The organism is Pseudomonas sp. NPDC077408, assembly GCF_050269105.1.
GTDB lineage: Bacteria > Pseudomonadota > Gammaproteobacteria > Pseudomonadales > Pseudomonadaceae > Stutzerimonas.
Genome location: NZ_JBNNHS010000002.1, coordinates 87,646 through 99,327 on the forward strand (window position 1 = coordinate 87,646; position 11,682 = coordinate 99,327).

The window sequence follows — 11,682 nt, forward strand, 5'->3', positions numbered from 1 at the left end:
TGATGGCGACCCTGACATCGGCCCGGACAATTGCAGACCTCGGCGGTGGGCTGCCAAAACCGAGCCGGCAACCCTAGCCTATTCCGTCAGTTAGCCCGGTACGCGACGAATCTTAGCGCCCAGCAATTGCAGTTTTTCCTCGATGCATTCGTAACCGCGGTCGATGTGGTAGATGCGGTCGATCAGCGTATCGCCCTCAGCCACCAGGCCCGCGATGACCAGGCTCGCTGACGCGCGCAGGTCGGTCGCCATGACCGGAGCACCCTTGAGCTTGGGTACGCCGGTCACGATAGCGGTATTGCCCTCGACAAGAATCTGCGAACCCATGCGATTCATTTCGTAAACATGCATGAAGCGGTTCTCGAACACCGTCTCGATAACCGTCCCAGTGCCTTCAGCGATCGCGTTCATGGCAATGAACTGCGCCTGCATATCGGTCGGAAACGCAGGATAAGGCGCTGTGCGGACATTCACCGCTTTTGGCCGATTGCCCTTCATGTCCAGCTCGATCCAGTTGCTCCCGGTGTCGATGTGGGCACCAGCCTCTTCGAGCTTGTGCAACACCGCCTCGAGCAGCGTCGCATCGGTATCCTTGAGTTTTACGCGCCCGCCAGTGGCGGCAGCGGCCACCAGGTAGGTGCCCGTCTCGATGCGATCAGGCATCACGCTATAACGGCCGCCACCCAGGCGCTTCACACCGTCGATGGTGATGGTGTCGGTACCGGCGCCGGATACTTGTGCGCCCATGGCGTTGAGGAAGTTGGCCAGGTCGACCACCTCAGGCTCACGCGCAGCGTTCTCCAGCACAGAACGACCATTGGCCAATGCCGCCGCCATCATGATGTTCTCGGTACCGGTCACGCTGACTATATCGAAGAAGAAGTGCGCACCGCGCAGGCCGCCAGCTGGCGCCTTGGCCTTGATGTAACCGCCTTCGACGTCGATTTGTGCGCCCATTGCCTCCAGGCCACGTATGTGCAAATCCACCGGACGTGAGCCGATGGCACAGCCGCCGGGCAGGGCCACCTCGGCTTCGCCGAACCGAGCCACCATTGGCCCCAGAACCAGGATCGAAGCACGCATGGTCTTGACCAGTTCGTACGGCGCGACCAGCGTCTGGATGCTGCTGGCGTCGACTTCAACGCTGAGTTTTTCGTCAATGACCGGCTGCACACCCATGCGACCGAACAGCTCGATCATGGTGGTAATGTCGTGCAAGTGCGGCAGGTTGCAGACGGTTACCGGAGTATCGGCGAGCAAGGTAGCGGCCAGAATCGGAAGGGCCGAGTTCTTGGCGCCGGAGATGCGGATCTCGCCGTTGAGGCGGGCACCGCCGGTGATGATCAATTTATCCATGAATGTTCCCGTTACCGCAGGCTCGAAGCACTGGCGAAGAAGAGTCGCGCACGATTTTGACGGTCGCGCACGGACTGTAGAGATGCCTGTTATGACCGGCGATCAGCCACGCGCAAGCCAGTCGGCACGGCTGAAGAATTTCATCGTAACGGCGTGGATGCTGCCGTCGGCGATCCACGGATTCAGATGAGCATAAATCTGTTGCTGACGCTTGACCGGACTCATGCCCGCCAACTCGTCGCTGATCACATTCAATTGGAAGTTGCAGCCCTCGCCTTCGACTTCCACCTGAGCACCTGAAAGCTTCTCTTCCAGAAAATTCTTAACTTCTACGGCCTGCATGTTCAACCTCGATCGGCGCCGGACGCGCACGGCCGGTCATCATACAAAAAAGCCCGGAGGCTGCGAACCCCGAAGCCTCGCTGACTGACGAAGCTGCATTCAGTCGAGCGTTTCGGCATCGGCGCCGCGCCGCTGCGGATGTCGGCTGCTGGGCGCCACCGCGGGGAAACGAGATGACGCGAAGCGCACCACCAGAATAGCCACCGCCAGCAGCAGGATCGCTCCGGAAATATAGACGACACCCATATCCGGACGGTGGTGGTGCGAGACATCGGAGATCAGCAGTCGGGTCAATGCGGTGATCGCCACATAGATCAAAAAGCGCACCGGCATGTGGTTGGTCTTGAAGTAGATACCCACCATCGCACCGAGCTCGAGATAGATGAATAGCAGCAGAATGTCATCAACGCTGATGCTGCCTTTCTCGACCATGCCCAGAAACGCAACCAACCCCGCCCAGGCGGTGACGGCACCGATCGCGAACAGCGAAAGGTAGTGAAAGGTCTCGACCAGAAGGTTACCCAACGACTCAGCGGCCAAGTGCACCTTGGCCCGCGTCGCTTCCGCCCAGCGCAGCAACATTACACAGCTCCTTCTGTTTCGTCCGCCAGCGAAAGAACATCCAGAAGACCGGATACCCGCGCTAGCTCCCGCATGTCAGCGGGCAAACCAGTAATAACAAGCTCATCGCCCTGTTTCTGCACATCCCGGGTGAAGGCCAAAAGCAAAGACAAGCCGACGCTACTGGATCGTTCAACCGCGGAGCAATCGACCGACACGCGCGCACCCTTGGCCTGACGAATCAGCGCCTGCCCCTGTCGACGCAAGGCTGGGCCGGACTGGTAGTCGAGCACGCCCGACAGGCGAATCTCGCCGTCAGCGCCCCGCTCAACCCGTCCGTCACTCATCGCCCGCCGCCCGTTGACCCGCTTCGGTGTCCTTCGCTCGCGCCACTACCTCCGCCCAACCATCGATGGTCTTATCCAGATCGCCATTGTTCTTCTGCATCGCATCGGAAAATTGATCTCGGAACAGCTTGCCGATATTGATTCCGTTGATGATGACGTTGCGAACCATCCAAACCCCATCATGATTGACCATGGTGTAGGACACGGGATAAATCTCGCCCTGACGACCCGTCACTTCCATACCGACACTGGTGCGGTCCGGGTCCTGCTTGCCGCTGGCGGGAAGGACCTTGATCTGCTGATTGTTGTATTCCAGCAGCGCATTTCCGTAGAACTGCATCAGGCTGCGTTTGAAGTTTTCCTGAAAGCGAGTCATCTGGGCAGGGCTCGCATTACGCGAGTACTTCACTGTCATGATGCTCCGTGAAATTCCTTCGGCATCCACCACCGGCCCCAGAATATCGTTGAGCGACTCGTAAAATGCGCTTGGATCCTGCCGGTACTGCTCCTTGTTCGCCTTGAGATCAGCAAGCAATTCATCAGTGGTGCGCTGGATCACTTCATGGGCGCTGGGCGCCGCCTGAGCCAGGAGGGGAAAGGCAGCCAGCAGCACCAGCAAGCCGCGACGCAGGGCAGTCATCATGGGTTGCACCTCACTCTTTATTGACTGAATTGAGTAGAAACTTGCCGATCAGCTCTTCCAGCACCAACGACGACTGGGTATCGCGGATCGTGTCGCCGTCGCCGAGTGTTTCCTCTTCGCCACCGACGCTGATGCCAATGTATTTCTCGCCGAGCAACCCGGCAGTCAGGATAGAAGCGGTGGAGTCGGTCGGCAGGATGTCGACGTCTTTCTGAACTTCCAGGGTGACACGTCCGGTATAGCTTTCGCGATCCAGATCGATCGCCGTCACCTTGCCGATGGTCACACCAGCCATGGTGACCTTGGATCGGACACTCAAACCGGCAATATTGTCGAAATAGGCGTACAGCTTGTAAGTATCGGTACTGGCGACGTTCAGACCGCTGACCCGCAGCGACAGCAGCAGCAAGGCCAGAACGCCCGCTAGCAGAAACAGACCAACACCTATTTCCAGGGTGCGGATACGCATCAGAAATCTCCAAACATCAAAGCGGTCAGAATAAAGTCGAGACCGAGTACTGCCAACGAGGCGTAAACCACGGTTCGGGTGGTGGCGCGACTGATCCCTTCGGACGTCGGTTCGCAGTCGTAGCCCTGAAATACCGCGATCCAGGTCACCACGACGGCAAACACCATGCTTTTGATGACGCCGTTCAACACATCGGTAGAGAAGGTGACACTGTTCTGCATGTTGGCCCAGAACGAGCCTTCATAGACGCCGAGCCAGTCCACCGCAACCATGGCGCCGCCCCAGATGCCGACGACGTTGAAGATTACGGTGAGCAAAGGAAGCGATATGAAGCCGGCCCATAACCGCGGCGCAACGATGTACTTCAACGGGTCGACACCGATCATCTCCAGGCTGGATAGCTGCTCAGTGGACTTCATGTTGCCGATCTCGGCCGCCAGCGCCGAGCCCGCACGCCCGGCAAACAGCAATGCCGTGACCACTGGCCCCAATTCGCGCAGCAGTGTCAGCGCCACCATTTGCCCCACGGCCTGCTCGGAGCCATAACTGCTGAGAATGCTATAGCCCTGGAGAGCCAAGACCATGCCAATGAACACCCCAGAGACCACGACAATCGCGAGAGACAGCACGCCAATCGAATACAACTGCTTGATCAGCAGAGAAAAACGACCGTCCAACCCGCTGGGGCCAAACAATGCGTGAAAAAGAAACAACGTCGCGCGCCCCTGAGCCGCGACTACGTTCATTCCAGCCTCACCTACCAGGCGGACACGCTCGATCAAAGAACGCTTACGCATCTGAGCCTCGCAAAAGATCCTCGGCATAGGCCGGCGCCGGAAAATGGAACGGTACCGGACCATCCGCGGCCCCTTTCATAAATTGCCGAATCCGCGGATTGGTCGATTCGTGAAGCTCCGCCGGCGTCCCCTGCCCCAATACCTGGGCGTCGCCCACCACGTAGATGTAGTCAGCGATGCTCGCGGTTTCGGCCAGGTCGTGGGAGACGACGATACTGGTGATTCCCAGCGCGTCGGTTAGCAATCGAATCAGCTGTACCAGAACGCCCATTGCAATGGGGTCCTGCCCCGCAAACGGCTCGTCGTACATCAGGATCTGCGGGTCGAGCGCGATCGCACGCGCAAGCGCCACCCGTCGCTTCATTCCTCCCGACAGCTCTTCTGGCATCAGCTCGACTGCCCCACGCAAGCCAACCGCCTGCAGCTTCATCAGCACGATGTCGCGAATCATCTCTTCGGGCAGCTTGGTATGGACGCGTAGCGGGAAGGCGACGTTCTCGAACACATCTAGGTCCGTGAACAAGGCGCCGCTCTGGAACAGCACGCCCATCTGCTTGCGCATGTCGAACAGCTCGCGACGCGACAGCGTCGGCAAATTGGTTCCAGACACCCAGACTTCACCGCGGGTCGGTTTGAGTTGGGCGGCGATCAGGCGCAGCAACGTAGTCTTGCCACAGCCGGAAGGGCCCATGATGGCCGTCACCTTGCCGCGGGGAATGACAATGTCGACGTTATTGAAAATGCTCCGCTCACCGCGCTTGAAGGTCACACCCTTCAGCTCGACGGCGTTAGCGTTGGCGGCGCTCATCGGATCTCCTCGGATACAGCTTGCGAATCAGACGCCCCCCGTTCTTTCGGAGATACTTCGCAGAGCCGTTTTTGGCGGCGCGAACTATAGCACCGCCCCATGTGCACCCCAAGCTGGTCTCTGTGTCGTTGCATGAGCGAGCGCACATTCGTTCAGCCTGGGTTCAGCTTCAAACGCGACGATCCGCGCCACGCTTTTCAGTGAGCGGCGTCCGGTTTACCGCTATAATCCCGCGTTTTCATTCAGGCGATGACCCATACATGAGCCAGAGCAGCCAGTTGATCGAGACTGCCCAACGCACCATCCGCATGGAAATGGAGGCGGTGGAACAGCTCAGCACACGCATCAATGAGCACTTCGTCAAAGCCTGCGAGCTGATCCTTCAGAGTAAGGGCCGAGTCGTCGTCGTCGGCATGGGCAAGTCTGGGCATATCGGCAATAAGATCGCCGCCACGCTCGCCAGCACCGGCACCACGGCGTTCTTCGTCCATCCGGCCGAGGCCAGCCATGGCGACATGGGAATGATCACGCATGATGACGTGGTGCTGGCGCTTTCCAATTCGGGAACCACCAGCGAGATCGTCACCTTGCTGCCGTTGATCAAGCGCCTCGGCATCACCTTGATCAGCATGACGGGCAACCCCGAGTCAGTGCTCGCAAAGGCGGCAGAGGTCAACATCGACGCCAGCGTCGCCATCGAGGCCTGCCCCCTGAACCTGGCACCGACTTCATCGACGACCGTCAGCCTGGTACTGGGTGATGCGCTGGCGATTGCGCTGCTGGAAGCGCGTGGCTTTACTGCCGAGGATTTCGCCTTCTCACATCCGGGCGGCGCTTTGGGCAGACGCCTACTGCTGAAGGTCGAGCATGTGATGCACGCCGGTGATCGCCTGCCGCTGATCAATCGTGGCACATCCCTCCGCGAGGCCCTGTTGGAAATGACCCAGAAAGGACTTGGGATGACGGCCGTGGTAGAGGCAGACGGCCGCCTGGCGGGGATCTTCACCGACGGCGACTTGCGCCGCACGCTGGACAAGGGCATCGACATTCGTCAAGCCAGCATCGATCAGGTCATGACACTGCATGGCAAGACCGCTCACGCCGACATGCTTGCTGCCGAAGCACTGAAAATTATGGAAGACAACAAGATCAACGCGCTCGTGGTGGTTGATGAAAACGACCGACCGATTGGCGCGTTGAACATGCACGATCTGTTGCGCGCAGGAGTGATGTAAGTGAACGACTTATTACGGCGTGCCCGCGACATTCGCTTGGCCATATTCGATGTCGATGGCGTACTCACCGACGGCAAACTGTACTTCCTTGTCGATGGCAGCGAGTTCAAGACCTTCAACACACTCGACGGCCACGGCATCAAGATGCTGATCAATTCCGGCGTACGCACCGCGATCATCAGCGGCCGCAAGACGCCGGTAGTTGAACGCAGGGCGCAAAACCTGGGCATCCAGCACCTTTATCAGGGGCGTGAAGACAAGCTCGTGGTGCTTGATGAATTGCTCGGCGAACTCGGCCTGGACTACGCCGAGGTCGCGTATCTCGGTGATGACCTACCAGACCTGCCGGTGATTCGCCGGGTAGGCCTTGGCATGGCGGTCGCCAGTGCCGACGCTTTCGTTCGTCAGCATGCTCACGGCGTCACCACCGCCCGTGGTGGCGAGGGCGCGGCGCGAGAATTCTGCGAACTGATCATGCGAGCCCAGGGCAGCCTCGAAGCCGCTCAGACCGCTTACCTCTAGAGGCATCCATGCTAAGCAGACTCCGCTTCCCCGTCATTCTGCTATTCATCGCCCTGCTTCTGATCGCGATTGGCTACTGGAACATTCGCCCCGAGAGCTTCATGCAGGACGCACCAGCGACCCAGGCCAAAGAGTCGCCCATCGACTTCTACGTCACCAACTCCCGCACCGTGCAATACCAGCCGGACGGCAAGCGCAACTATGAGCTGACTGCCGAAAAGGTGGAGCATATCAAGGCCAGCGATGTCAGCTTGCTGACCCGCCCCGACCTTCGTTCCTTTCGAGGTTCCGAGCTACCGTGGCACGTCACCAGCGAGCGCGGCGAAGTGGGCCCGCAGGGCGAGCAAGTCGAGCTGATCGATAACGTCAGGATCGAACGCAATGACGCCAAAGGCCGCCCGACGATCATTACCACCAGCAGGATGACGGTGCTCCCCGAGAAGGATTATGCCGAGACCCGCCAACCCGTTAGAATCATCGCCGCAAACGGTGTAACGACCGCTACGGGCATGAAAGCGTATCTAGATGAAGGCAGGATGCTCCTGCTATCCAACGTAAGAGGCCAGCATGAGCTGCGTTAAGACCCTCCCCCTTTTGATCGGTTTGACTATCTTCCTGCTCGGTTCGAACGCCCATGCGCTCCCAGAGGACCGCAACCAGCCTATCCGTGTGCAGGCCGACACCGCCGAACTGGACGACCGACAGGGCGTCGCCGTGTATCGCGGCGATGTGGTCATCACCCAAGGCACCATGAAAATTACTGGCGACACGGTCACCATCACCCAGGACGAAAACGGTGATGTCGAGGTTTTCACCGCCATCGGCAAGCCGGCCTACTACGAGCAGAAACCGGCGGTAGACAAGGAAATCGTCAAGGCCTATGGGCTAACCATCCAGTATTTCGCCGCGAACGAAAGGATCGTGCTGATCGACCAGGCCAAGGTCGTGCAGGAAGGCAACACTTTCGAAGGCGAAAAGATCGTCTATGACACCCAGCGGCAGATCGTCAATGCTGGTCGCGCCACCAATACTGATGTCACCACGCCACGCCCTCGTGTGGACATGGTCATCCAGCCGCGTAATAAAGATCAGCCGGCAACGGAGCAGACCGAGTAATGGCAATTCTCAAGGCCCAGCATTTAGCTAAGAGCTATAAGAGTCGTCAGGTCGTGCGTGATGTCAGTCTCTCCATCGAAAGCGGCCAGATCGTGGGCCTGCTGGGCCCAAATGGTGCCGGCAAGACCACCTGCTTCTACATGATCGTCGGTTTGGTAAAAGCGGATCAGGGCCGGGTCCTGATCGACGACCAGGACGTGACGCACCTGCCCATGCACGGCCGAGCCCGAGCCGGTATTGGCTATCTGCCGCAGGAAGCCTCGATCTTTCGCAAGCTGTCGGTAGCCGACAACATTATGGCGATCCTGGAAACGCGCAAGGACCTTGATCGCAGCGGTCGGCAACAAGCCCTCGAAGGCCTGCTGCAGGAGTTTCACATTCACCACATCCGTGACAGCCTCGGCATGAGCCTGTCCGGTGGCGAACGACGCCGCGTCGAGATAGCCCGCGCCCTGGCCACGGCACCCAAGTTCATTCTTCTTGACGAACCCTTCGCAGGCGTCGACCCGATCTCGGTCGGCGACATCAAGCAGATTATTCATCACCTGAAGGCCAAGGGCATCGGCGTACTGATCACCGATCACAACGTCCGCGAAACGCTGGATATCTGCGAAACCGCCTACATCGTCAACGACGGTCAATTGATCGCCGAAGGCGACGCAGAGACCATCTTGGCCAACCAGCTGGTCAAGGAAGTCTATCTGGGACACGAATTCCGACTTTGAAGTCGTTTTTTCTGCCCGGACGAACCTACAGGGCTAGGCAAAGGCTTCAATGGCAGGCATATAATTTGCTTACACGGGCGCGCGGCGCCAGCGAAATCGGAACAGGCGCGGTTGCGCCGGCAAAAAAGGTTCGAAGTCCTCTGCCATGAAACCATCGCTAGTCCTGAAGATGGGCCAGCAGCTGACGATGACACCGCAGCTGCAACAAGCCATACGATTGCTCCAGCTATCCACGCTTGATCTCCAACAAGAGATTCAGGAAGCGCTGGATTCCAATCCCATGCTCGAGCGCGAAGAAGACGGGGATGATTTCGACAACTCCGATCCGATGGCCGAGTCTGTCGAAAAGAAAAGCGAAAGCCCTTCGACTGACTCAACCGTGCAAAGCGAGCCGGACAACAATTACGAGGAGCCCATCAACACGGTGGAGAACCTCGAAGAAGGCGACTGGGGCGACCGCATCCCAAATGAGCTGCCGGTAGACACCGCTTGGGAAGACGTCTATCAGACCAGCGCCAGCAGCTTGCCGAGCAGCGATGACGATGAGTGGGATTTCACCAGCCGCACGTCCAGTGGCGAAAGCCTGCAAAGCCACCTGCTCTGGCAACTCAACCTTGCCCCGATGAGCGATACCGACCGTCTCATCGCGGCCACCCTGATCGATTGCATCAATCCACAGGGTTATCTCGACGAAACGCTTGAAGAAGTCCTCGAATCCTTCGATCCAGAACTTGAAATCGAACTCGATGAGATCGAAGTGGTTCTGCGCCGCATCCAACAATTCGAGCCCGCAGGTATAGGTGCGCGGGATCTACGCGAGTGTTTGTTGTTGCAGCTTCGTCAACTGCCCGAACGCACCGAGTGGCTGAGTGAGGCCATCCGGCTGGTGAGTGACCACCTGGATATTCTTGGCGGGCGCGATTACAGCTTGCTGATGCGCAGGATGAAGCTCAAAGAAGACGAACTGCGCCAGATCATCGACTTGATTCAAACGCTCAATCCACGTCCCGGCTCTCAGATCGAAGCGGGTGAGCCCGAATATGTGGTGCCTGACGTTATCGTGCGCAAGCACAATGGCCGCTGGTTGGTGGAACTGAATCAGGAGGCAATGCCGCGCCTGAGGGTAAACGCGCAATACGCCGGGTTCGTCAAACGGGCCGATTCAAGCGCGGATAACACCTTCATGCGAAACCAGCTGCAAGAAGCACGCTGGTTCATCAAAAGCCTGCTCAGCCGCAACGAAACGCTGATGAAGGTGGCCACCCAGATCGTCGAGCATCAGCGGGGCTTTTTCGAGCACGGCGACGAAGCCATGAAGCCGCTAGTGCTGCACGACATCGCCGAAGCGGTGGGTATGCATGAGTCGACCATTTCGCGGGTCACGACGCAAAAGTTCATGCACACGCCCCGGGGCATCTATGAACTCAAATATTTCTTTTCGAGCCATGTGAGCACTGCCGAAGGCGGCGAGTGCTCGTCCACCGCCATCCGCGCAATCATCAAGAAACTGGTGGCCGCGGAAAACCAGAAAAAGCCATTGAGCGACAGCAAGATCGCTGGTCTACTGGAGGAACAGGGGATTCAGGTCGCACGCCGCACCGTCGCAAAGTACCGCGAATCACTCGGTATCGCGCCATCCAGCGAGCGCAAGCGGCTGATGTAACACCAGAGCACTGGTCGAGTTCTTCCGATGGCGGGCTTGCTGCCCACCAATCCGCATGTGGCAAAAAGGAGATGCAGTATGCAAGTCAACATCACTGGCCTTCACCTGGAAATCACAGAACCCCTGCGTGACTACGTCGAAGAGAAATTCGAGCGGTTAGAACGGCATTTCGATCGCATCATCGCCATTCAAGTCGTTCTTCAAGTCGAGAAGCTGAGGCAGAAGGCCGAAGCGACCTTACATGTAGCTGGCCGCGAAGTTGTCGCTAACGCCGAGCACAGCGACATGTACGCTGCGATCGATCTGCTTGCGGACAAGCTCGATCGGCAGCTCATCAAGCACAAAGAAAAACAGCTCGACCACCATCAGGGCGCCCTGGCTCGCTAACCCATCATGATCCGAATCGAAAATATCCTAACCCCCGGCCGCGCCCTAGTGGGCGTACCGGGCGGCAGCAAGAAGCGCGTACTGGAGCAGATCGCCAAGGTGCTTGGTGGGGATCTGCCAGATCTTGATAGCCAAGCGATCTTTGAAAGCTTCATCGCCCGCGAGAAGCTTGGCTCAACCGGCTTCGGCAATGGCATTGCTATCCCGCACTGCCGTATGCCCGGCTGCACATCGCCGCTCAGTGCAGTGCTGAGACTCGATACACCAGTAGATTTCGATGCAATCGACGGCGCTCCCGTCGATCTATTGTTCGTATTGCTGGTGCCAGAAGCAGCCACCGATGAACATCTGGAGCTGCTTCGCCAGATTGCCAGCATGCTGGATCGCGAAGAGGTCCGTGAACGGCTGCGCGGGACCACGTCGGGACAGGAACTGTATCAGGCTGTGATGGATATTCAGAACGGTCGTTAGTTGGCCGTCCGGGACAACATAAGCGGTGGCTGGCAATCCCAACCACCGGATTCCCAGGAACAAAGCCTAAGGCTGGACCGAGGTTAACAGACCGAAAAACGCACCTTGATTGGCTATCGATGCGTTCTGGCTGGGGTCGAGGCCGTGGCTGTTTTAACGAGACATGTCTACTCGAGTAGTTTCCCAACAGCCTGCTAGGACAGAGCAATATTCTGTCGCCCTACGCTGAGTGAGGAAAGA

At 58.4% G+C, this 11,682-nt stretch carries 16 protein-coding genes; 8 read left to right on the plus strand and 8 right to left on the minus strand.

Translation table 11 applies throughout. The annotated features are described in order from the left end of the window. Positions 1–90 precede the first annotated feature (90 nt). The 8 genes from murA to ACQKEK_RS05525 all read right to left on the minus strand — a co-directional run bounded on the left by murA (position 91) and on the right by ACQKEK_RS05525 (position 5,323). The gene (gene murA / locus ACQKEK_RS05490) at positions 91–1,356 is read right to left on the minus strand and encodes a UDP-N-acetylglucosamine 1-carboxyvinyltransferase (protein WP_446697542.1); all 1,266 of its coding nucleotides are present in this window, start codon (positions 1,354–1,356) and stop codon (positions 91–93) included. A gap of 102 nt (positions 1,357–1,458) precedes the next feature. After that, positions 1,459–1,698 (minus strand): BolA family protein, encoded by a 240-nt coding sequence (locus ACQKEK_RS05495; protein ID WP_045424742.1) that lies wholly within the window; start codon positions 1,696–1,698, stop codon positions 1,459–1,461. Between the two features lie 99 nt (positions 1,699–1,797). Continuing rightward, positions 1,798–2,280: a phosphate-starvation-inducible protein PsiE gene (locus ACQKEK_RS05500; protein ID WP_499141464.1), complete on the minus strand. Its 483-nt coding sequence runs from the start codon at positions 2,278–2,280 to the stop codon at positions 1,798–1,800. Further along, positions 2,280–2,606: an STAS domain-containing protein gene (locus tag ACQKEK_RS05505; protein WP_499141466.1), complete on the minus strand. Its 327-nt coding sequence runs from the start codon at positions 2,604–2,606 to the stop codon at positions 2,280–2,282. Before ACQKEK_RS05505 ends, ACQKEK_RS05500 begins: the two co-directional genes overlap by 1 nt. Then, positions 2,599–3,249, minus strand: a complete 651-nt coding sequence (locus ACQKEK_RS05510) for an MlaC/ttg2D family ABC transporter substrate-binding protein (RefSeq protein WP_499141468.1) — start codon at positions 3,247–3,249, stop codon at positions 2,599–2,601. The genes ACQKEK_RS05505 and ACQKEK_RS05510 overlap by 8 nt, the downstream gene beginning before the upstream one ends. A 10-nt stretch (positions 3,250–3,259) precedes the next feature. Continuing rightward, on the minus strand, positions 3,260–3,718 hold the full coding sequence (gene mlaD / locus ACQKEK_RS05515; protein WP_045424730.1) for an outer membrane lipid asymmetry maintenance protein MlaD: 459 nt from the start codon (positions 3,716–3,718) through the stop codon (positions 3,260–3,262). Beyond that, the gene (mlaE, locus tag ACQKEK_RS05520; RefSeq protein WP_128120042.1) at positions 3,718–4,515 is read right to left on the minus strand and encodes a lipid asymmetry maintenance ABC transporter permease subunit MlaE; all 798 of its coding nucleotides are present in this window, start codon (positions 4,513–4,515) and stop codon (positions 3,718–3,720) included. Before mlaE ends, mlaD begins: the two co-directional genes overlap by 1 nt. Continuing rightward, entirely contained in the window at positions 4,508–5,323 is an 816-nt protein-coding gene (locus ACQKEK_RS05525) for an ATP-binding cassette domain-containing protein (protein WP_046163078.1), read from the minus strand. Before ACQKEK_RS05525 ends, mlaE begins: the two co-directional genes overlap by 8 nt. 260 nt (positions 5,324–5,583) lie before the next feature. Between ACQKEK_RS05525 and ACQKEK_RS05530 the strand changes: the two genes are divergently transcribed. The 8 genes from ACQKEK_RS05530 to ptsN all read left to right on the plus strand — a co-directional run bounded on the left by ACQKEK_RS05530 (position 5,584) and on the right by ptsN (position 11,442). After that, the gene (locus tag ACQKEK_RS05530; RefSeq protein ID WP_499141471.1) at positions 5,584–6,558 is read left to right on the plus strand and encodes a KpsF/GutQ family sugar-phosphate isomerase; all 975 of its coding nucleotides are present in this window, start codon (positions 5,584–5,586) and stop codon (positions 6,556–6,558) included. After that, the gene (locus ACQKEK_RS05535) at positions 6,559–7,080 is read left to right on the plus strand and encodes a KdsC family phosphatase (protein ID WP_046163080.1); all 522 of its coding nucleotides are present in this window, start codon (positions 6,559–6,561) and stop codon (positions 7,078–7,080) included. A gap of 8 nt (positions 7,081–7,088) precedes the next feature. Continuing rightward, positions 7,089–7,661 carry an LPS export ABC transporter periplasmic protein LptC gene (gene lptC / locus ACQKEK_RS05540; protein WP_499141473.1) on the plus strand — a complete coding sequence of 191 codons (573 nt, stop codon included), beginning with the start codon at positions 7,089–7,091 and terminating at the stop codon, positions 7,659–7,661. After that, positions 7,648–8,196 (plus strand): lipopolysaccharide transport periplasmic protein LptA, encoded by a 549-nt coding sequence (gene lptA / locus ACQKEK_RS05545; RefSeq protein ID WP_045424716.1) that lies wholly within the window; start codon positions 7,648–7,650, stop codon positions 8,194–8,196. The genes lptC and lptA overlap by 14 nt, the downstream gene beginning before the upstream one ends. Further along, a complete protein-coding gene (lptB, locus tag ACQKEK_RS05550) occupies positions 8,196–8,921 on the plus strand; it encodes an LPS export ABC transporter ATP-binding protein (protein ID WP_045424713.1) in 726 nt (241 codons plus the stop codon). The genes lptA and lptB overlap by 1 nt, the downstream gene beginning before the upstream one ends. 145 nt (positions 8,922–9,066) lie before the next feature. After that, positions 9,067–10,584 carry an RNA polymerase factor sigma-54 gene (locus tag ACQKEK_RS05555; RefSeq protein ID WP_499141475.1) on the plus strand — a complete coding sequence of 506 codons (1,518 nt, stop codon included), beginning with the start codon at positions 9,067–9,069 and terminating at the stop codon, positions 10,582–10,584. Between the two features lie 78 nt (positions 10,585–10,662). Beyond that, positions 10,663–10,971, plus strand: coding sequence for a ribosome hibernation-promoting factor, HPF/YfiA family (gene hpf / locus ACQKEK_RS05560; protein WP_045424707.1), 309 nt, complete (start codon positions 10,663–10,665; stop codon positions 10,969–10,971). Positions 10,972–10,977: 6 nt separating this feature from the next. After that, on the plus strand, positions 10,978–11,442 hold the full coding sequence (ptsN, locus tag ACQKEK_RS05565; protein WP_128120048.1) for a PTS IIA-like nitrogen regulatory protein PtsN: 465 nt from the start codon (positions 10,978–10,980) through the stop codon (positions 11,440–11,442). Positions 11,443–11,682 lie beyond the last annotated feature (240 nt).